This window comes from Advenella sp. S44 (assembly GCF_002810445.1).
In the GTDB taxonomy this organism is placed as follows: domain Bacteria; phylum Pseudomonadota; class Gammaproteobacteria; order Burkholderiales; family Burkholderiaceae_B; genus Advenella.
This window is the reverse complement of sequence record NZ_NEXS01000009.1, coordinates 548082-568042: the sequence shown is the minus strand read 5'-3', so window position 1 is coordinate 568042 and position 19961 is coordinate 548082. Positions and strand designations below refer to the sequence as shown.

At 53.9% G+C, this 19961-nt stretch carries 18 protein-coding genes and 1 other RNA gene; 9 read left to right on the top strand and 10 right to left on the bottom strand.

Going from position 1 to position 19961, the window contains the following annotated elements; genetic code table 11:
* Positions 1-54: 54 nt before the first annotated feature.
* Positions 55-1071: a LacI family DNA-binding transcriptional regulator gene (locus CAP48_RS16450; protein ID WP_100698613.1), complete on the bottom strand. Its 1017-nt coding sequence runs from the start codon at positions 1069-1071 to the stop codon at positions 55-57.
* Positions 1072-1313: 242 nt separating this feature from the next.
* Here CAP48_RS16450 and hisD point away from each other — a divergent pair, with 242 nt between their 5' ends.
* The 4 genes from hisD to CAP48_RS16430 all read left to right on the top strand — a co-directional run bounded on the left by hisD (position 1314) and on the right by CAP48_RS16430 (position 5915).
* Positions 1314-2627, top strand: coding sequence for a histidinol dehydrogenase (hisD, locus tag CAP48_RS16445; protein ID WP_100698611.1), 1314 nt, complete (start codon positions 1314-1316; stop codon positions 2625-2627).
* A gap of 20 nt (positions 2628-2647) precedes the next feature.
* Positions 2648-3415 (top strand): SDR family NAD(P)-dependent oxidoreductase, encoded by a 768-nt coding sequence (locus CAP48_RS16440; RefSeq protein WP_100698609.1) that lies wholly within the window; start codon positions 2648-2650, stop codon positions 3413-3415.
* Between the two features lie 76 nt (positions 3416-3491).
* Complete coding sequence (locus CAP48_RS16435; protein WP_100698607.1) at positions 3492-4859, top strand: MFS transporter; 1368 nt, start codon at positions 3492-3494, stop codon at positions 4857-4859.
* 51 nt (positions 4860-4910) lie between these two features.
* Positions 4911-5915 carry a galactitol-1-phosphate 5-dehydrogenase gene (locus CAP48_RS16430; protein ID WP_100698605.1) on the top strand — a complete coding sequence of 335 codons (1005 nt, stop codon included), beginning with the start codon at positions 4911-4913 and terminating at the stop codon, positions 5913-5915.
* A gap of 247 nt (positions 5916-6162) precedes the next feature.
* Here the strand turns inward: CAP48_RS16430 and CAP48_RS16425 are convergent, their stop codons facing one another.
* On the bottom strand, positions 6163-8364 hold the full coding sequence (locus CAP48_RS16425; protein ID WP_242444527.1) for a TonB-dependent siderophore receptor: 2202 nt from the start codon (positions 8362-8364) through the stop codon (positions 6163-6165).
* A 351-nt stretch (positions 8365-8715) separates the two neighbouring features.
* Between CAP48_RS16425 and CAP48_RS16415 the strand changes: the two genes are divergently transcribed.
* Positions 8716-9030, top strand: coding sequence for a hypothetical protein (locus CAP48_RS16415; RefSeq protein ID WP_100698601.1), 315 nt, complete (start codon positions 8716-8718; stop codon positions 9028-9030).
* An 82-nt stretch (positions 9031-9112) separates the two neighbouring features.
* Here CAP48_RS16415 and CAP48_RS20270 read toward each other — a convergent pair whose 3' ends face one another.
* The 6 genes from CAP48_RS20270 to CAP48_RS16385 form a co-directional block, all read right to left on the bottom strand.
* Positions 9113-9301 (bottom strand): hypothetical protein, encoded by a 189-nt coding sequence (locus tag CAP48_RS20270; RefSeq protein WP_161495287.1) that lies wholly within the window; start codon positions 9299-9301, stop codon positions 9113-9115.
* A gap of 57 nt (positions 9302-9358) precedes the next feature.
* Positions 9359-10591 (bottom strand): L-fucose:H+ symporter permease, encoded by a 1233-nt coding sequence (gene fucP / locus CAP48_RS16405; protein ID WP_100698597.1) that lies wholly within the window; start codon positions 10589-10591, stop codon positions 9359-9361.
* An 83-nt stretch (positions 10592-10674) separates the two neighbouring features.
* The gene (locus CAP48_RS16400; RefSeq protein WP_100698595.1) at positions 10675-11019 is read right to left on the bottom strand and encodes an L-rhamnose mutarotase; all 345 of its coding nucleotides are present in this window, start codon (positions 11017-11019) and stop codon (positions 10675-10677) included.
* 13 nt (positions 11020-11032) lie between these two features.
* Positions 11033-11809, bottom strand: coding sequence for an SDR family oxidoreductase (locus CAP48_RS16395; protein ID WP_100698593.1), 777 nt, complete (start codon positions 11807-11809; stop codon positions 11033-11035).
* 18 nt (positions 11810-11827) lie between these two features.
* On the bottom strand, positions 11828-12652 hold the full coding sequence (locus CAP48_RS16390; protein WP_100698591.1) for an amidohydrolase: 825 nt from the start codon (positions 12650-12652) through the stop codon (positions 11828-11830).
* Between the two features lie 36 nt (positions 12653-12688).
* A complete protein-coding gene (locus CAP48_RS16385) occupies positions 12689-13966 on the bottom strand; it encodes an L-fuconate dehydratase (RefSeq protein WP_100698588.1) in 1278 nt (425 codons plus the stop codon).
* A gap of 149 nt (positions 13967-14115) precedes the next feature.
* On the opposite strand from CAP48_RS16385, the gene CAP48_RS16380 reads away from it, so the two are divergent.
* Positions 14116-14841, top strand: coding sequence for a FadR/GntR family transcriptional regulator (locus CAP48_RS16380; protein ID WP_100698586.1), 726 nt, complete (start codon positions 14116-14118; stop codon positions 14839-14841).
* Positions 14842-15075: 234 nt separating this feature from the next.
* Here CAP48_RS16380 and CAP48_RS16375 read toward each other — a convergent pair whose 3' ends face one another.
* Positions 15076-15351: an SWIB/MDM2 domain-containing protein gene (locus CAP48_RS16375; protein ID WP_100698584.1), complete on the bottom strand. Its 276-nt coding sequence runs from the start codon at positions 15349-15351 to the stop codon at positions 15076-15078.
* Between the two features lie 384 nt (positions 15352-15735).
* Between CAP48_RS16375 and pyrC the strand changes: the two genes are divergently transcribed.
* Positions 15736-16797, top strand: a complete 1062-nt coding sequence (gene pyrC / locus CAP48_RS16370; protein WP_100698582.1) for a dihydroorotase — start codon at positions 15736-15738, stop codon at positions 16795-16797.
* A gap of 29 nt (positions 16798-16826) precedes the next feature.
* Positions 16827-17507: an O-methyltransferase gene (locus CAP48_RS16365; RefSeq protein WP_100698580.1), complete on the top strand. Its 681-nt coding sequence runs from the start codon at positions 16827-16829 to the stop codon at positions 17505-17507.
* Here the strand turns inward: CAP48_RS16365 and CAP48_RS16360 are convergent, their stop codons facing one another.
* The gene (locus CAP48_RS16360) at positions 17508-19328 is read right to left on the bottom strand and encodes an ATP-binding cassette domain-containing protein (protein WP_100698578.1); all 1821 of its coding nucleotides are present in this window, start codon (positions 19326-19328) and stop codon (positions 17508-17510) included. It abuts the gene before it with no gap.
* 134 nt (positions 19329-19462) lie between these two features.
* On the opposite strand from CAP48_RS16360, the gene rnpB reads away from it, so the two are divergent.
* An RNA gene (gene rnpB, locus CAP48_RS16355) (RNase P RNA component class A) lies at positions 19463-19844 on the top strand.
* Positions 19845-19961: the final 117 nt, after the last annotated feature.

The window sequence follows — 19961 nt, the reverse complement described above, 5'->3', positions numbered from 1 at the left end:
CTTTTTTACCTGCGATGATTGGCGCTTTTCTTCGCTCAGTTCCATCGTGTCTTGTCAGTCTGGATCAGCAGGAGGCCGGCCCGTTGTTCCCCGGACGATCAATTCGATATCAAGGCAAACAGAGACGGGTCGGGCGTCCTTTTCTATCCATTCCAGTACAGAATGAGCGCACTCGATGCCCAGTTCGTATGTAGGCAACTGCACTGTGGTCAATCCTGGTGGCAGGTGAGAGACAATAGGCAGATTATCGCAGCCCACAATGGACAGATCCCGGGGTAACTGTATACCGTGTTTTTGCGCTTCAAACATGCATCCCATTGCCAGAACATCGTTTCCGCAAAAAATAGCGGTGGGAGGCGCCGGCAATTGCATCAGGCGAGCCCAGCCTGAGCGTCCGCCTGGAAAACCAAAGGGCTGTTCGATCAGATTCCGTTTTTCAAATTCAATGTCATGGCGTTGCAAGGTGTCGATGAACCCGTCAGCACGTTGCCGTGCCCTGTCGTTGTAGCGGGTATAGCCTGAAATCATGCCAAAGCGCTTGTGTCCCAGCGAGACCAGATGCTCGGCGGCCAGTTGCCCGATAAGACGATTATCGAAGGCAACGGAAGGGTAGCTTTCGTGAGTGGCCCAGGCCACCAGCAGTGGCGTGCCACTGCGTCGCACCAAATCCCAGGTTGTGTCTGAGTGATGCACGCCAACCAGCACCAGGGCGTCTATCCGGGTTTCTAACAAGGCACGCACTTGCTGGGCTTCAGTCTCAAGATTATATTCATGCGCTGCGATCAGCAGCTGGTAGCCATGAGCGGCCAGGGTTGTTTGTAATCCTTGGACAGCCAGGGCAAATATCGAATTATCCAACGTTGGCACCACCATGCCGACTGTATGGCCATGGCCAGACGCCAATGCCCTGGCTGATCCGTCCATGAAATAGTTCAGTTCATCGATGGCACGTTGAACCCGTTCACGGGTCGCGGGCCTGACCGATGCTGGATTGGATAAGGTTCGGGATACGGTTGCTACTGACACTCCTGCCAGGGATGCAACGTCAGCGATGCGCGCCCGGTGTTTCATGGCTTGCCTCTGTCTTTGTTGATAAACAGAATGAATTATAAGCCGTTGTGCACGCGAATAATTTAATGTTTATGCATTGACGAATGTCCGCTACTTCCCTACAATAAAATGTAAGCGCATACATTAAACGACGAGTTTAGTTCCATTAATGTAAGAATACGAATATAAACTTAGTAAATACAACGTATTAGTAACGATATTATTTATATTTAATTGAAAGCGAATACATTCAGGAGGAAAAAGTGGCTATTGAATACATGAAGAAAGCCGACAAGACGCCAGAGTCGGAAACGGGAGCTGCCAGAGCAGTTGTGGATGAAATGCTGGCCGATATACGCGAGCGCGGCGAAAAGGCAGTACGTCAGTATGCAAGCAAGCTGGACAAGTGGACCGGTGACATCGTGATGAGCGATGCGCAGATCAACCAGGCGACCCGCGATATTCCCGCTGCGATCAAGAACGATATTGAGTTTGCAGTGCGTCAGGTTTATGACTTTGCGGTAAGCCAACGCGAATCTGTCAGGGAGTTTTCAGTGCAACTCGATGGTGGCGTCACGGCCGGCCAGCGGGTATTGCCTGTCAATGTTGTTGGCTGTTACGCACCGGCAGGCCGCTATGCGCATATTGCATCGGCTTATATGGGTGTGGCCACAGCCAAAGCGGCGGGAGTAAAGAATATTATCGCTTGTTCCAGTCCGTTCCGTGGCGGTGCCATGCATCCGTATGTTCTGTACGCCTTTCGCACGGCCGGGGCAGACACGATCATGACGCTCGGCGGCGTGCAGGCCATTGCCAGCATGGCTTTTGGTTTGTTCACGGGCACACCGGCAGATGTCGTGGTTGGGCCAGGTAATAAATTCGTTGCCGAAGCCAAGCGCAGTCTGTTTGGCCAAGTGGGTATCGACGTATTTGCGGGTCCTTCAGAGGTCGCTGTGATTGCCGATGAAACTGCTGATCCGGAAATTGTGGCTAGTGACTTGGTGGGCCAGGCCGAGCATGGACATGAGTCGCCGGCATGGCTGTTCACGACGTCACGTTCCCTGGCGCAAGAAGTTGCGAGACGCGTACCACAACTTATCGAGCAGCTCCCCGGTCTTGCCCGGGATGCCGCCACTGCAGCCTGGCGCGATTATGGCGAAATTGTCATTTGTGATACCCGAGAGGAAGTGGCCGTGGTATCGGATCGCTATGCATCGGAACATCTCGAGGTTCAGGCCAAGGATCTTGACTGGTGGCTTGAGCGCCTGACTTGTTATGGCTCGCTGTTTCTGGGTGAAGAATCTACCGTGGCCTTTGGAGACAAATGCAGCGGACCCAATCATGTATTGCCAACCAAAGGCGCGGCGCGGTACTCGGGTGGGCTATCGGTCCATAAGTTCATGAAAACACTGACCTGGCAGCAGATGTCCAAGGAGGCCGTCAGGCAGATCGCCCCGGTGACGGCACGAATATCGCGACTGGAAGGCATGGAAGCCCATGCCCGTACTGCCGATGATCGACTGGCAAAGTACTTTCCCGGAGAAAAATTCGATGCCGGTCAAGCCGTGACGGTATAAGCCAGCGACAGGAGGCAAGTATGAAAAACAAGGCTATGTTCGATCTTTCCGGCAAAACAGCCCTGGTGACAGGCGGCAATTCGGGTATTGGCGCGGCCGTTGCCAGGGGGTTGGGGCTGGCTGGGGCAAAGGTGGTCTTGGTGGCCCGGCGCGAGCAGTCGTTGCAAGAGCAGGTCGCGCTCCTGGCTGAAGATGGTATTGAAGCGCGTTATAAGATATGTGATCTGGCCGACCATTCCGCGCGGCAGGCATTCGCCAGCGAGGCAGGGGCCCGCGCCGGAGCAATCGATATTCTGGTCAATGCCGCAGGAGTTAATCTGCGCCAGCCGTTTGAGCAGGTCGATTATGAAGCCTGGCGTCTGCAAATGGAGCTTCATCTGGCAGCGCCATTCTTTTTGACCCAGACGCTGGCCCCGGCAATGAAAGAAAATGGCTGGGGCCGCATCATCAATATCGCCTCTTTGCAGTCGTATCGCGCATTTGCGCATAGTGCCCCGTATGGCGCCGCAAAGGGCGGCGTCGTACAACTGACGCGCGCCATTGCGCAAGAATGGTCGTCACATGGCATTACATGCAATGCAATTGGTCCGGGTTTTTTTCCGACGCCATTGACCGCTTCTGTATTTGGCGATGCAAGCCTGAGCCAGCATCACGCCGACCAAACCTGTATCGGCCGCAACGGTCGACTGGACGACTTGCACGGGGTTGCGGTGTTTCTGGCCAGTGACGCCTCAAGCTATATCACCGGACAGGTAATCATGGTCGATGGGGGCTACACAGCGAAGTAGGCAGTATTTCCTGCGGCAGCATTTTGCCGCTCATCAATATAAAAGCAGAATAAAAACGCTATGGAGCAGAGACAGCATGAACACTTCAGCACAAGGGCAGGCCCGCGTTAATCTCCACCGCGCGACCGTATCCAGCCTGTTTGGATCCATTATCGAGTGGTACGATTTTTTCTTGTACGGCGTTGTGGCCGGATTGGTATTTGACAAGCTTTATTTCCCTGGTGATAACGAGTTTATTTCCACAATGCTGGCGTATGGCACCTTTGCGCTTGGATTTGTGGCCAGGCCTCTGGGCGGTATCATATTCGGGCACTTCGGCGATACGGTTGGTCGCAAGAAAATGCTCATGCTCACGTTGCTGTTGATGGGCGGAGCGACAGTGGCGATCGGCTTTATTCCTACCTATGCCCAGATCGGAATCTGGGCGCCCATTCTTCTATTGTTCTTTCGTATTATTCAGGGGATCGGGCTTGGCGGAGAGTGGGGCGGCGCAGTCTTGATGACTTACGAGTCGGCTCCGCCGGCGCGCCGTGGTTTTTTCAGCAGCATTCCCCAGACCGGCATGTCGCTTGGGCTGGTTCTGGCTTCGGGCGTGGTTGGCTTATTATCGTGGCAGCTAAGTAACGAAGACTTTTTGTCATGGGGTTGGCGTGTCGCGTTTCTGCTAAGTGGTCTGATGGCGCTGGTGGGTGGCTACATTCGCAATCATGTGTCTGAGTCGCCCGAGTTTGAGGCGATGAAGCACAAAGCAAAAACCGAGAAGCGGATCGAGAAGCCCGTGTTGCCACTGGTCGACACGCTGCGTCGGTACCCGCGAATAATCTTGGCGTGTATGGGTGCCCGCATGATCGACGGGGTCTTCTTCAACGTTTTCGGGGTATATTCGCTCAATTATCTGACGCGTGAGCTGGATCTGCCTCGCACACAGGCTCTGATGGGTGTCATGATCAGTGCGGTATTGATGACATGCTTCATTCCGTTCTGGGGCGCGGTGGCCGATCGTGTCGGCAAGGCGCGTGTATACGGACTGGGTGCGCTGTTTGCTGCATTATCGGCGTTTCCGGCTTTCTATGTCATGCAGACCTTTTCCCACAATGTGTATCTGGTCTGGCTTGCCATTATTATTCCGTTTGGCATATTCCATGCGGCGGTGTTTGGCACTATGTCATCGTTTTTTTCCTCGTGTTTTGATGCGAAAGTACGCTATACCGCGATTTCATTTGTGTATCAGCTTGCGGGCGTACTGGCCGGTGGACTCACTCCCATTGTCGCAACGGTGCTAACGGACATCAATGGCGGCGATCCCTGGTTGTTATGCCTGTATGTGCTCGCAGCTGGTTTGCTCAGTGTTGCGTGCACTCGGTGGATTGCCCGGCATGTTCCTGACCACGCAACATCGGCGGGTCGCGAGATGACCGGCGCCGCACAAACCTCAATCTCTTGATTTAGCAGCGGATCCGGCCTGCGCCGGGCCGCATACAAGGAGTTCTATCAAATGAAAGCACTGGTTTATACCGCACCCAACGAAATGACGCTGCAGGAGCGTCCGCTGCCAGATCTGCACGCGGGCGAAGTCGTTCTGAAAATTGATGCCGCAGGCATTTGCGGTTCTGATATGCATGCCTATCACGGGCACGACCCAAGGCGTAAACCCGGTCTTGTTCTGGGGCATGAACTGGCGGCCACGGTGACTGAAAGCGCGAGCGATTCAATCGGGGTTGGCCAGCGGGTGACGGTCAATCCGCTAATCACCTGCGGCGTGTGTCAGTACTGCATGCAGGGAAGAGATAATTTGTGCAGCAATCGCGGCATGGTTGGTATGTCGCGTGCTGGTGCGTTCGCGCAATTTATGTCGGTGCCGGCCAAATCAGTCGTGCCGATTCCCGACGATATGTCACCCGTGGTTGCTGCCCTGACAGAGCCGGCCGCCACAGTGCTGCATGCGATAAATCTGGCGATGGGAAAAATGCATCGTCCCTTGCCGGAGGCGCGAGTGCTGGTCATTGGCGGCGGGGCAATCGGCTTGCTGACCGCCATTTTGCTGCGCGCATACGGCTGCAGGCTTGTTGATTTGGCTGAAACCAATGCCTTGCGGCGCGCCTCGGCCGAACAGCATGCCGGTTGTGTCTCTATCGATCCAGTGGCCCATGCGCCCGCTCATGACAGTTATGATTTTGTCGTGGACGCTGTTGGCGCTGCACCCACGCGCAACACGGCGTTCAACTGCGTACGACCGGGTGGCACGATATTGCATATTGGACTGCAGGACTGGAGCAGTGAGATTGATATGCGCAAGCTGACCCTGTCGGAGGTCACATTGCTGGGAACGTACACATACACCATGGCAGACATGTACGCGACTGTGAACGCATTGCACAATGGCACCTTTGGCGATCTGTCGTGGGTTGAGACGCGCACGCTAGAGGAGGGTGTGGCGGCATTTACCGGGCTGGACCGTGGGAGCATTGCGTCCGGAAAAGTGGTATTGTTGCCGCATTGATAACGGCTATGGCGCAACCGTTATTGCAACGACTATCCAACGGTTATCGCCGTTGGCATTGATTGCCACTGCCACTGCTATCACATCCGCTATTGCAACCGATATCACTATTGTTCTGGCAAGCGCTATTGCCATCGGCCCGCGTCGCGACACAAATCATTGACGCGCCATCTCATCCGGTCGACAGAAAGCCGGACCAATAAACGGGTCCGGCGATGTTAACGAGCGTCATTTCATGGGCGGTGCACTAGAATTCCATCTCGGCCGATAAAAGAACGGTGCGCGGCGCGGCTGCCGTAGCCACGGTCAGCCGTGTACTGCTCGATAGCCAATACTTTTTGTTCAACACGTTCTGTACGCTTGCGCGCAATGTGAGAGGCCTGCCCTGGAATGTCGTGCGATAGCGTGCGCTCAGGTCATAGCGTGTCCACGATGGCAGTGTGAGGGTGTTTTCTGCATCATAAGGCGTTGCTGCTGTGTGGATGGCGCGCCCACCGAGACTGAAGCCGGGCACCCAAGGCAAGTCCCAATCAGCGGCCAGATTGAACGTACGCTTTGGTACCCCATTGGCCCGGTTGCCCTGGTTGAGCTCTCCTGCGGTACGACGCAGCTTGGCATTATAGAAAGTTGCGCTGGCCATCAGGCGCAGTCCGTCCGTGACTTCACCGACAGCAGAAAACTCCACGCCGCGATTACGCTGTTCGCCATCGTAACTATAGATATTGGTGTCCGGATCGGTAATCGCATTTGGACGGTCTACCTGGAAAACGGAAACCGTGGTCATGACGCGACCCCAGTCCACTTTTACACCGGCCTCGTACTGTTTGGACTTATAGGGCGCAAATACCTCGCCGGCATTGGCAGCAGTGGCCGGGGCTGTACCACCCGTGGTCAGGCCCGAGGTGAAGTTTCCGTAGATTGATACATTATCCAATGGGCGCACGACAATGCCAAACAGTGGCGACACGGCGCTTTCATCATAGGACGAAGTGACTGCGCCACCGACATTGAAATTCTCGGACTTCACTTGCTGCCTGCGCAGTCCGCCAGTAACCAGAATGCGATCATCGGCAAATGACAGCGTATCGGTCAGCGAAATACTAGAGAGTCGGGTTTCCGAATCTCTGTTGGGTGACTGACGATCACCCGTCATGGGTACCAGGCGCACCGGGTCGTAGATATTCGAATCGATTGTCTGATTTAATGGCGCAGACAAATAGAAGCTTCCCGCTTCAGATTTGAGGACTGAGCCGGACAACGACACTAAGTGATTGATGCCAAAGGTGGAAAATTTCGCGCGCGCGCCGATCTCGGCAGTCCGGCTGCGCGAATAGGCGTCATACCAGGAATTGATGACCCGAAAATTGCCCAGCGCATCGACGGCATCCGTGGTGCGCGCGGAAGGAAAGTCCTGTTCGCTGGCACCGTAATGATAGCCCGCAGCGGCATATACCATCAGGCTGTCGGAAATATCGTATTCCAGCCTGGAGGCGATGGTCGAGTCGCGAATGGTCAGGTCAGCGCCCGAATAGATGGCGCGATGGCCCGAAGGCGTTGACGGAATATAGGCAATATCTGGATGGAAGCCGTTTTGCGCACGAAAGTTGTCAACATTCTCGCGCTGCGAGTAGGCGTCCAGTGACCAGCGCAATTTTGCCGAACGATAGTCCAGCGAGAGTGCGCCAAGGGCGAATTTTTGCCGGCCGTCATCCAGGCTTGTCTTGCCGTTGCGGTATACACCATTAAAGCGTATGCCCCACTGCTTGTTGTCCCCGAAGCGGCGTCCCATATCCAGGTGCGCGCCCAGAATTGACTTGCTTTCATAAGTGGTAGTCAGACGGGTCAACGGTTCGTCGTCGGCCCGCTTGGTCACGATATTGATATTTCCGCCGATACTGCCGGTCGGGCTAATGCCGTACATCAGCGTACCCGGTCCCTTGAGCACTTCCACGCGCTCCATCATGGCTGTGGGCATGCGGTTGGCCGAGGCCAGACCATATAGTCCGTTAAAGCCCACATCGCCGCTGTTAACATCGAAACCGCGGATCTGGAAGTCCTCGCTGAAACTGCCCGTTGACGTCATCACGCGGACTGACGCTTCATTGACCACCACGTCGGCTAGCGTGCGGGCTTGCTGGTCATCAAGAAATTGTGAGGTATAGTTGGTGGTGCTAAACGGCGTATCCATGACGTCTGACGAACCCAGCACGCCAAGACCGCCGCCACGAGCGACCTGCCCGCCGGCGAAGGGCGCGGCAAGGCCGTCCTCGGCACCAGTTGCCATGATAGGCGTCAACTGTACGACGCTGCTATCGGCGTACGCCGCGAGTGGCAATCCCAACATAGTCATGCCAAGCGTATTGACCACAAGGCGGTTCATGAGTGAGGCCGAAATCGGCGACAGTGTTTTGCTGGCGGGATCAAGCCTCACAGGCTGAGTGGTTCTCATGAACGTGCCTTCCATTGATTTCGAAAGGCTGAATTATATAACATTAATGATAATGATTATCAATATCCGCATCATTTTTATTGCATACGCCATGCAAAGAAGATGTCGGTCCTCGTTATACGGGGTCCGCGAAGTCAATAGGGACAGATCCGGGGTGCTGTGCGGGCACAACGCGGCAAAGGAAAACGTCCTGGTCGTTTTTGGTCTTGACTTGGTTTTAAATCTGCACCTGTACCTGTCCTGTACCTATATCTATACCGGCACTCATATTCAAGGAGCGAGGCGCGAACGGGCCGTGTTTTCACGGGGTACTGAACGATGCGATAATGGTCACTTTTGAAAGTGAATGTGATGACTGAACAGGCTGTTTTGAAAGTGGTATTTCATGCACCAACCACGGATGCATTGCAACGAGCTCGGAGCAATGCCGGCAATCTGCTACGGGATGAGCCAGGCGCGCAAGTGAAAATTGTGCTCAATGCCCAGGCGGCGATTGCTGCGCTGGATGATCAGCACGAGGTACTTGATGCCATCACCTGGTTATGCCCGAACACGCTGAATCGGGCCAATCGCCAAAACAGAGCGCCGCTGCAGGTGCTCGCGCAAGGCGCTATTGTTGAACTTGTCCGGTTGCAGCAACAAGGGTGGGCGTACATTCGGGCGTAAACGTAGCTGTGTACCCCGTTTTAAGGGCCGCGACGGAAACGTGCTGTATATAGAGCATATGCAGCATATAAAGCTTGAAGCCTTAAAGCATACGAGGCATGCCAGACACATCCGACACATCCGACACATCCGGCATATCAGGCATATCAGGCATATCAGGCATATCAGGCATATCAGGCATATCAGGCATATCAGGCATATCAGCCATCTCAGCCATCTCAGCCATCTCAGCCATCTCAGCCATCTCAGCCATCTCAGCCATCTCAGCCATCTCAGCCATCTCAGGCCAGCTTGCACTGGTCACCTGGAATGGGGCGGGCCAAGCCTGTCACTTTCCAGTTTTGATGCTAAGCCTGTTATACAGTGCGGCGTAAACTGCCACAATGATGAAGCAAACCAGTGGCAGGCCGTAAGACAGCGCAGTGTGATGCCCATCCGCAATTTTGCCCATGAAATAAGGCATCACGGCGCCTCCCACAATGGCCATAATCATGAACGAGCTGCCAATTTTTGTTTTCGAGCCCAGATTTTTTACGCCCATGGCGAAAATAGTCGGGAACATGATGGACATGAAAAAGAAAATGCCAATGGCGGCGATACTGGCCACGCCTGGAAGGCCAGTCATGACAATGCCGCAAAGCACGATATTGATCAACCCGTAGATAGCTAACAGGCGAGAGGCCGGGACGCGTGTCATGATTCCGGTGCTGACAAAGCGGCCGATCATAAAGGCCAGCAAGCCTATCGAGAGCAGATAGGAGGCATCTTTGGCTTCAAAACCGCTCCAGGTTTCCAGCGTAAGGTTAATAAAGAATGCGCCTACCCCCACTTGGGCCGCGACATAAAAAAATTGAGTAATCACACCTGCGATAAATTCCCGGTGGGAGGCAAGAGACCGCTGGTTGGCGGATGCGTTTTTTTCATCGAGCGCGCTTTCTGCATCGCGCAGATCGGGTAGCCTGGTGCGTGCAAACAGTATGATCAGCAATACGACAACAACGGCAATGGCGACATAGGTCGTTGTGACCGCGCCGTTCTGGGCGGCAGGCTGTTGGCCAGTGGCGCCTTCAAAGAAAAACAGACCGCCGATTAACGGCCCGCAGAACTGGCCAAAGCCGTTGAACGACTGGGATAAATTCAATCGAGTCTCTGCCGTTTCCGGTGCTCCCAGCGCTGAGGAATAGGGATTGGCTGCCGTTTCCAGAAACCCCAGACCGCAAGCCAGCACAAACAGTGCGAATAGGAAAAAGGGGAACGTCATGGCGCTGGATGCAGGCACAAATAGCAATGCGCCGATCGCGTAGAGTGAGAGGCCCGTAATGATGCCGGCCTTATATCCTTTTTTCGATATGAACATCCCCGCGGGCAAAGCAATAATGAAATAGGCTCCAAAGTATGCAGCCTGCAGCAGCCCCGACTGCGCTTTGGAAATATGCAGGGCGTCCTGGAAGTGTTTGTTGAGCACATCCAGTAGTCCATAGGACAGACCCCACATAAAGAAAAGCGTGGTAACCAGAATGAAGCCGGTGCGGTACTGAGGGGTGGTGATGGCGTGTTTCATGAATATCTCCGTTGTCGATCTTGACTTTTTTTATCGATAGGATGGTTTGGTTGGTTATTGCAGGCGTGATTTTTTGACGTGTCTTATTGCCGTTTCAGGTCGAATATTTTTTCCATGGCAACCCATTTTTCGCCAGCGGACGTCCACGGTGTTGGCATTTGAAACTGCCACATCAGGGTTTCCCATTCCTTGACCCTAGGTTCGGTCGCGGCGATAGCGGCCGCGTATTCAGGGCTGTATGTGTCGTTAACTTCCATGATCATGAACAGACGGGTGCCGATGTGCCAGATCTGCATATCATTGATGCCGCTAGCGTAAATACTGGCTTTGACTTCTGGCCAGATTTTCGTGTGCAGCGCTATATAGGTTTGAATTTTTTCCGGATCGTCTACCAGATCCAGCGCCAGGCAATATCGCTGATGTCTCATGCATTTCCCCGCATCAGGCGATGGCACGATCAAGATGTGTATAGCCGCCATCGACGAACAGACATTCGCCTGTCGTATGCGATGATCGGTCTGACAGCAAAAATACCACGGTGTTGGCAATCTCGCGTGGCGTGGTCATGCGCTTTTCAAGGGGAATGCGAGCAGTGATACCTGCCAGCTTTTCTTGCGGGTTATCAAAACTGCTGATCCACGATTCGTATAGTGGCGTCATTACCTCGGCAGGGATTACGGCATTGACCCGGATCTTATCGTTTAGCAGCGCAACGGCCCATTCCCGTGTCAGCGCGAGTCGTCCGCCGTTGGCAGCGCAATAGCCACTAGTTTGACCCTGGCCGGTGATGGCTGTTTTTGAGCCTATATTGACAATACTGCCCTGACTTTTTTTCAAATAGGGCAGGGCATGGTGGACAATCGTAAAGTAATGCACCAGATTTTTTTCCAACGACTGACGAAATTGCGCGACGCTTGCCGTAAGCGCAATATTGTCGTTGACCCCGGCATTGTTGACCACGCCGTCGATACGCCCATATTGTTCGGCGGTCGCGCTGATGGCGGACTGACACGCCGCCTCGTCCATCAGATCCAGTTGCTGCAAGCCATATCCTGATGCTGATCCCGCCAGCTTTTCCTGCAGCGACGGCGACAACGGTGAGCGAGTGAAAATGACAGGAATAGCGCCTTCCTCTGCCAGCGTCAGACTGATGGCCTGGCCAATGCCCGACCCGCCACCTGTCACGATAATGACTTTGTTTTTCAAATTCAAATCCATTTGTCTCTCATCCTTCAATTACAGTTGGTATATTTTTACAGGTGTAGCCAGTTGCACCTGCTTGGCCTCTGCCAGCGGCATATGGCGTGTGTTTTCTTTCCAATAGTCAAGTAGCTGTTCGTATGAATGGCTCGCCGAGGACACGGGCCAATCGGAGCCCCACATGAGACGTTCCGTGCCAAACAGCGCCCAGACAGTGTCCACATAAGGCTGCAAATCGGCGGCGGTGGCGTGGGCTCCGACTTCCGTCACCAGCCCCGATATTTTGACTGTGACGTGAGGTAAAGCAGCGAGCTTGCGCATATGTCCCTGCCACGATTCAAATGCTGACGAACACGTAAAATCAGGTTTGCACAGGTGGTCAATGACAAGCCAATGTTTGTCATGACGCGTGCAGAAGCTGACCACAGCAGGCAGATCGATCTGACGAGCGAGCACTTCATAAACGTAATTGTGCTGCTGCATTGCTCGGACGCCGCGTTGCAGACCCGGGTGTTCGTTTAGATAGTGCGAAGGCTGCGGCTCGTCCTGGATCAGGTGGCGAAAGCCTTTAATGTGGGGATGGTTGCTAGCCGTTTGCAGTTGCGGTTCAATCCCCGCGTCAAAATCCCACCAGCCAATGACGCCTTTGATGATGGGAAATTGCTCTGCAAGCTGCAGCAGAAAGTTATTTTCGTCAAGCGTGGTTCTGGCCTGTACAGCAATGAGTCCGCTGACGCGTGCCGTAGTGAGCGCGGCTATATCGCCTGGCAAGCGGTTTTGTTTGAGTGCTACCTGATGCTCGCCAATCCATGAAAATTCATCACGGTTGTAATTCCAGAAGTGAACATGCGTATCAATCATAAAAATTGTCCCCTTAATGATTTTTCTTTACGCAGATCAGCCTTTAAAAGCGTACTGTCGACGAGATTGCGGTTTCATCTCTATACTGAAGCCGGGCGCAGTAGGCGGCATATATGCTGCGTTACGGATGACGCAGGGGTCCATAAAGTGTTCATGCAGATGATCCACGTATTCGGTGACGCGGCCTTCGCGTGTTCCGGAAAAGCACAGATAGTCAATCATTGAAAAATGCTGTACGTACTCGCACAATCCGACGCCGCCTGCGTGCGGGCACACAGCAAGCTTGAACTTGGCAGCCAGTAGCAGTACGGCGAGCACTTCATTGACCCCGCCCATGCGGCATGCGTCAATCTGCACAATGTCAATCGCCTGTCGGCTCATAAATTGTTTGAACATAATCCGGTTTTGACACATTTCGCCTGTGGCGACCTGTATGGGGGCAATAGCCTGCCGGATTTGTCGATGCGCTTCGATATCGTCGGGGCTGGTAGGTTCTTCGATAAACCAGGGGTTGGCAAAAGCCAATTGCCGAATCCACTCAATGGCCTGATCGGTTTCCCAAACCTGATTGGCATCGATCATCAGCTTGCGTTGCGGTCCGATGATGTCCCGGGCAATTCGGACACGGCGCTTGTCGTCTTCCAGATTATGTCCGACTTTGAGTTTGATGTGATTGAAGCCCTGATCGACTGCTTCCTGACACAGGCGAGCCAGCTTCTCATCGCTGTAACCCAGCCAGCCGGCTGATGTCGTATAGCAGGGGTATCCTTCGGCCAGAAGCGACGCTTCTCGTTCTTCCTTTGCCTGAGCGCAATCGCGGAGCAACTGCAACGCTTCGTCGCGACCAATGGCGTCGGTCAGGTAGCGCAAGTCAATGCAATCGAGCAGTTGTTCCGGACTCATATCTGCAATCAGCTTCCATACCGGTTTGCCTTCCATCTTCGCCCATAGATCCCAGATGGCGTTGACCACGGCACCGGTGGCCAGGTGCATGGCGCCCTTGTCGGGGCCGATCCAGCGCAACTGGCTGTCGCCCGTGAGCGTGCGCCACATATCGGCGGGAGACGATTTGACGCTATCCATATCAAGGCCGATGACCAGATGGCGCATCGCCTCAATGGATTGACAGCAAATTTCATTGCCCCTGCCGATGGTGAAGGTCAAGCCGTGACCTGCCAGAGAGGGGACATCGGTGTGCAGGATGACGTAGGCGGCTGAATAATCCGGATCAGGATTCATGGCATCGGACCCGTCCAGAAAGCTTGATGTGGGAAAGCGAATATCCAGCACTTCCATTTGGGTGATCTTTGTCATGGTGTCTCCTGTAACGCTATAATGTTTTCAACTGATCAGACCAACCTGTAAATCTGCCTAATTTGGTCAGACCAGTTTAATTGGTCTGTACAATTTAGGCGAAATGGCGACAGTTTGCAAGTTTTTTCAATCAATTATTAGAGTCATCCATGGAAAGTGATCGCGTTTACCAACGGATTGCCGCAAGCATCCGCGACAAAATCCAGAATAATAGTTACCCGGTGGGCAGTCGTATCCCGCCTGAAAGAGAGCTCGCCAGCCAGTTCCAGGCAAGTCGCACTTCGGTGAGGGAAGCGATTATTGCGCTTGAGGTGTCGGGCTGGGTTGAGGTCAGGCTAGGCAGTGGCGTGTACGTACGCCAGCGCGGGCCGGCTCAGGTGACTCATGAAGATCCGCCGATACATCCCAAATTGTTACCCCATCTTGCGACCTCAACAGAGGTGACACCATTTGAATTGTTGCAGGCGCGTCTTTTGCTGGAGCCGGAAATCGCGGCGCTGGCAGCACAGCGGCGCAGCGACGAACAAATGCAGGCCATTAAAGAAGCGTATCTGATGAATGTTCAGGACAATTTGAATCACTCCCAGGATCATATCGGTGATCGGCTATTTCACATCCGAATTGCCGAGGCGGCGGAAAACGGCGCCTACGCTTTTTTTGTGCGATATCTTTTGGGCAAACAGTACACCGAGCTCTTTGGTCGATTACAGCAGCTGTATACACCGGACGATATGCCCTTGAGGTCGCAATTGGAGCATCATCACATATTGCTTGCACTGGAAAAGCAGGACGCAGATGGGGCAAGGCAGGCCATGCGTGCGCATCTGACAAATGTAATTCGGATTTTTATGCGCAGTGTTGAAAGCGTGTCGTGATAATGACGGGCAAGCGGGCACAATGGCATCTGCGCTGTTGGCCGAGCCATGCAACCCTTGCTCGCGCCATTTGAGCCATGCATTTGTGCTGCCCGCGCTATTGGAACCATGCGTCCCTTCGTCACTGCTGCATGAGCCATGCAAACCCGTTCGAAAAGAAGGGAATAAAAACTAAAAAAGACATAAAAAAACGAACCCCTCGGGATTCGTTTTTTCTGGGTAATGCACAGCCGATTATTTCAGATGTGTGCTGACCAGTTTTGTCATTTCGAACATGCTGACCTGGTCTTTACCGAAAATGGGGCGCAGTTTGTCGTCGGCGTTGATGTTGCGACGGTTTTTGGGATCCTGCAGATCGTGTTTTTTGATGTATTCCCAGATTTTCTTGGTCACTTCTGTACGAGGTAACGGATCACTGCCGATTACTTGAGCCAGCTCATCGCTGGGAGTCAGCGGTTTCATGAAAGCTGCGTTTGGCTTACGGGCTGGTTTTTCTGAAGTTGTTGCCATATTTGTAAATCTCCATAAAGGCGTGTGTATATTCGTACAGGCAGAGAATAACGTGTAATTTGCCTCTTGCATAGTTTTTTTTTGCGGCAAATTGAAGAAAAATACAAATATTGTTTTTTATATGCAAGATAGAAGAAGTTAACCAAATTAGCTTGGTCGTTAACGCGGTTTTCGGTTTTTTCCGATAATCTGCCATTTGTTAGGAATTATTAGCATTGTGGCCGGCAAGCCGCGATAAGCGGGGCCGCTAACGAATTTTCAGCCCGCATTCAGCGCAAACACTCGTCTTTTATGGCGACTTTCAACCCGGGCCCGACGCGCAAGCCTCAATTTCCCCTGCGGTTTTCTGTATAGTATGGGTCATCAAAAGGACTCCATGAACTTATGCTGATTACAGATACCGCCATTACCCTTATTCAGCCAGATGACTGGCATTTGCACCTGCGTGACGATGAGGCACTGCAGGCCGTGGTCGCGCATTCGGCGCACCAGTTCCACCGCGCCATTATCATGCCCAATCTGCGACCACCGGTCACCACCGTGGCACAGGCCGGCGCCTATCGGGACCGTATCGTTGCGGCGCTAGGCAAAGCAGGCAGCGATGCGGCTGCGTTTACGCCATTGATGACGCTTTATCTGACTGAAGGGACGACGGCGGAGGAAATCGCGCTGGTCGCGCAATCGGATTTTGTGCATGCAGTCAAACTCTATCCTGCAGGCGCGACGACCAATTCGGATGCGGGTGTGACTAATTTGCTGGATCAGTGCGACAAGGCGCTGGCTGCGATGGAAAAACACGGCGTACCATTGCTGGTGCACGGGGAGGTGACCGACCAGACCGTCGATCTGTTTGATCGCGAGGCCGCATTCATTGATCGGGTGATGATTCCGCTGCGTCAGCGTTATCCGGCGCTCAAGGTCGTATTCGAGCATATTACGACCAAGGAGGGCGTCGATTACGTGACGCAGGCAGAAGGACCGATAGCAGCCACGATCACGGCGCATCATCTGCTTTTTAACCGCAATGCCATTTTCACGGGCGGCATCCGGCCTCATTATTACTGTTTGCCGGTATTGAAGCGCGAAACGCATCGTCTGGCGCTGGTGGCTGCGGCCACGGGAGATAGCGACCGGTTCTTCCTGGGAACCGATAGCGCGCCCCACGCCCGCGGGCTGAAAGAGCATGCCTGTGGGTGCGCCGGCTGTTATACGGCCTTGCACGCCATGGAACTGTACGCCACCGCATTTGAGCAAGCCGGACGACTGGACAGGCTAGAGGCTTTCGCCAGCTTGAATGGTCCTGCCTTTTACGGATTGCCGGTCAATACTGCAACAATAACACTGGAGCGCAAGGCCTATGATATTCCCTATACGCTTGCCTACGGCGCGACCGAACTGGTGCCGTTGGCAGCAGGCGAAACATTGCAATGGTCATTTGCCGGTTAACCCTTGTATCTATATAGAATCAAACCATCATGAAAATTCAAATTACTCCCCAACGTTACCTCGCAGTCGATGATTATTTCAACAACCTGCTTCTGGCAGACGACACGATCCCTGCCAAAGTGCTTGCGCATTGCGAAGCGCACGCCATGCCGGCGATTCAGGTGGCGCCCAACCAGGGCAAGTTGCTGAACCTGCTGGTGCGAATCAAGGGTGCCCGACGCATCCTGGAACTGGGCACGCTGGGTGCTTACAGTACGGTGTGGATGGCGTTGGGTATGGGGCCGGATGGGCGCCTGCTGACGCTGGATTTTGACGAAGAATATGTGAAAGTGGCGCGTGAAAGCCTGCGTATTGCGGGCGTGGAAGATCGGGTCCAGATTCGCCTGGGGCGGGCAGCTGATTCAATGCAGGCGCTCATTGATGAAGGCGCTGCGCCTTTTGATTTTATTTTCATGGATGCCGACAAGGAAAACAATCCTATTTATTTGGAGCTGGCGTTAAAGCTGTCAGCGCCGGGCACCGTGATTGTGGCCGATAATGTGGTGCGTCAGGGGCAGGTTCTGGATGCGCACTCAGAGGGTACCAATATCCAGGGGCTGCGTCGATTCTTCGACGACATGGCAGGAAATGCCAGTCTGTCGGCCACGGCCTTTCAGACCGTGGGCAGCAAAGGCTGGGATGGCTTGTCGGTGGCTATTGTTAACGGCTGATCAGCCGTTTTTCTTGCTCTCAAGCAGTTCCCAGCGTTCCAGTTTGGCTAGCAGCGCCTCTTCAATTTCCAGCAACCGCTCGTGAATGCCTGCGGCCTTCTCGGGGCCATCCGCATATAGGTCAGGCTCCGACAGAAGTTGCGTCAGTTCGCCCTGTTCTGTTTCCAGCGCCACAATGTCCTGAGGAATGCGATCCAGCTCCTGCTGTTCCCAGTTGCTAAGTCGCCCCGATTTGCCTTCTTTGCGTACGTTTGTCTGTGACTGACCTGCTGTGCTTTTTGCTGAACCCGACGTGGCTGCATTGTCCTGTCTGGCCTGTATGGAAGCCGGGCGCTGCGACAGCCAGTCATCATAGCCGCCGACGTAATCGCGCCACTGGCCATCGCCTTCGCAGGCAATGGTCTGGGTAATCACATTGTTCAGAAACGTTCTGTCGTGGCTGACCAGCAGCACGGTGCCGGAAAATTCCTGCAGCAGTTCTTCGAGCAGTTCCAGGGTCTCAATGTCCAGGTCGTTGGTGGGTTCATCCATGACCAGAACATTGGCCGGACGCGCAAAAAGACGAGCCAGCAGCAGGCGCGCGCGCTCTCCACCCGACAGGCTCGACACTGGAGACTGGGCTCGCGCCGGAGAGAAAAGGAAGTCGCCCAGATAACTCATGACATGCTTTCGCTGGTTGCCGATTTCCACCCATTCGCTGCCAGGGTTGATCACTTCAGTCAGCGCGGCATTGTCATCAAGCTGCTCACGCATCTGGTCAAAATAAGCGACGGACAGATTGGTGCCCAGTCTGACGTTGCCGCTGTCGGGTTCGAGTTTGCCCAGGATGATCTTGAGCAGTGTCGTCTTGCCGGCGCCATTGGGGCCGATTATACCGATTCGGTCGCCGCGCATAATGGTCGTGGAATAGTCGCGGATCACTGTTTTGTCCGCAAACGACTTGCTGACGTTTTCCAGTTCGGCGACCAGTTTGCCCGAGCGCTCACCAGTGGTCACCGCAAAGTTTACATTGCCGACGCGTTCGCGCCGTTCACTACGCTCGCGCCTTAACTGCTCCAGCCGTTTTACCCGACCTTCGTTGCGGGTGCGGCGGGCTTCCACGCCCTTGCGTATCCACACTTCTTCCTGAGCCAGGACCTTGTCAAAACGCTCATTCTGCAACCTTTCAGCGGCGAGCCATTCGGCTTTGTGCACCTGCCACTGGCTGAATGAACCCGGATAGCTGTGCAGTTTGCCGCGGTCAAGCTCCACGATGCGGGTTGTGATCGCATCCAGAAAACGCCGATCATGGGTGATGACCACGCATGCACCGCGATTTTGCAAAATGCGTTTTTCAAGCCAGGCAATGCCCTGAAAGTCTAGGTGGTTGGTCGGTTCGTCCAGCAGTAGCAGATCGGGTTGCTCCACAAATGCCTGCGCCAGGGCGATGCGCTTGCGGGTGCCACCGGACAGGCCGGCAATCACACTGTCCGGCGACAAGCCCAGTTCTTCAATAATCATGTTTGCACGTGTTGGCCGTTGCCAATCTTCGGTGCTTAGAAAATCGCCGACGATCGTATCGTAAATCGTGCCATCTTCGGGAAGTTGCGGCTCCTGTTCGACGGTCATGGAACGCAGTGATCCGAGGCGCGAAACTTCGCCGTCGTCCGGGTCGGCGCGGCCGTCCAGTATGCGTAGCAAAGAAGATTTACCGGCGCCGTTGCGTCCGATCAGGCCAATGCGGTCTGCCTCATTAATCGTAAGCGTGGCGTGGTCGAGCAGGGCATGATGGCCGAAGGCCAGTTGAGCGTTCAGAAGCGTGATGAGCGTATTTGCTGCCATAAGGAACTGCGAACCTGAAAAAGAGCCTGAAAGAGCTGAAAATTAAACAATACCAACATTGTCTCATTATTCCTGGGCCCACTTGTGGATATCGCTGGCTAGAGGGGCATTATCACGGTTACAATAGTAGTTGCAGGGAAGGTTGGGCAATCGCGGTACATTGGTATCGAGGAATGTCCGGACTCCGCAGGGCAGGATAGCGGCTAACAGCCGTCCGGCGGCTTACGCCGTTGAGGAACAGGGCCACAGAGACGAGACTGGCGCGCGGGCTTAACCGCACTGATACGGCAACTTCCGTATGGCGTCATCCGCAAGGATGACAGCGCGTCAGGGTGAAACGCGGTAACCTCTATCCGGAGCAACATCAAATAGGCATGCGTGTGATTCGTCACGAAGGGCGGCTCGTCCAAGCATGCGGGTAGATGGCTTGAGTGCCTTAGTAATAAGGTTGCCAGAGGAATGATTGCCAACCGGGAAACCGGTTTACAGAATCCGGCTTACAGACCTTTCCTGTTTTCTTTTGCTTACACGTCGCTAATGTTAATAAATGCTAATAATTATTCCGAAATTAGCGACCGTTTCTGACATTTCCTTGTAATTAATTTTAACTCCCTGATTTTTAATAAAAAAAAT

Bases quoted from the DNA above. Each gene is read 5' to 3' on its own strand.
- pyrC (WP_100698582.1), top strand. From the start codon at position 15,736: ATGCTGATTACAGATACCGCCATTACCCTTATTCAGCCAGATGACTGG.
- CAP48_RS16415 (WP_100698601.1), top strand. From the start codon at position 8,716: ATGACTGAACAGGCTGTTTTGAAAGTGGTATTTCATGCACCAACCACG.
- CAP48_RS16395 (WP_100698593.1), bottom strand. From the start codon at position 11,809: ATGGATTTGAATTTGAAAAACAAAGTCATTATCGTGACAGGTGGCGGG.
- CAP48_RS16425 (WP_242444527.1), bottom strand. From the start codon at position 8,364: ATGAGAACCACTCAGCCTGTGAGGCTTGATCCCGCCAGCAAAACACTG.
- CAP48_RS20270 (WP_161495287.1), bottom strand. From the start codon at position 9,301: ATGGCTGAGATGGCTGAGATGGCTGAGATGGCTGAGATGGCTGAGATG.
- CAP48_RS16450 (WP_100698613.1), bottom strand. From the start codon at position 1,071: ATGAAACACCGGGCGCGCATCGCTGACGTTGCATCCCTGGCAGGAGTG.
- CAP48_RS16365 (WP_100698580.1), top strand. From the start codon at position 16,827: ATGAAAATTCAAATTACTCCCCAACGTTACCTCGCAGTCGATGATTAT.
- CAP48_RS16385 (WP_100698588.1), bottom strand. From the start codon at position 13,966: ATGACAAAGATCACCCAAATGGAAGTGCTGGATATTCGCTTTCCCACA.
- CAP48_RS16360 (WP_100698578.1), bottom strand. From the start codon at position 19,328: ATGGCAGCAAATACGCTCATCACGCTTCTGAACGCTCAACTGGCCTTC.
- fucP (WP_100698597.1), bottom strand. From the start codon at position 10,591: ATGAAACACGCCATCACCACCCCTCAGTACCGCACCGGCTTCATTCTG.
- CAP48_RS16380 (WP_100698586.1), top strand. From the start codon at position 14,116: ATGGAAAGTGATCGCGTTTACCAACGGATTGCCGCAAGCATCCGCGAC.
- CAP48_RS16430 (WP_100698605.1), top strand. From the start codon at position 4,911: ATGAAAGCACTGGTTTATACCGCACCCAACGAAATGACGCTGCAGGAG.
- CAP48_RS16400 (WP_100698595.1), bottom strand. From the start codon at position 11,019: ATGAGACATCAGCGATATTGCCTGGCGCTGGATCTGGTAGACGATCCG.
- CAP48_RS16440 (WP_100698609.1), top strand. From the start codon at position 2,648: ATGAAAAACAAGGCTATGTTCGATCTTTCCGGCAAAACAGCCCTGGTG.
- CAP48_RS16375 (WP_100698584.1), bottom strand. From the start codon at position 15,351: ATGGCAACAACTTCAGAAAAACCAGCCCGTAAGCCAAACGCAGCTTTC.
- CAP48_RS16390 (WP_100698591.1), bottom strand. From the start codon at position 12,652: ATGATTGATACGCATGTTCACTTCTGGAATTACAACCGTGATGAATTT.
- CAP48_RS16435 (WP_100698607.1), top strand. From the start codon at position 3,492: ATGAACACTTCAGCACAAGGGCAGGCCCGCGTTAATCTCCACCGCGCG.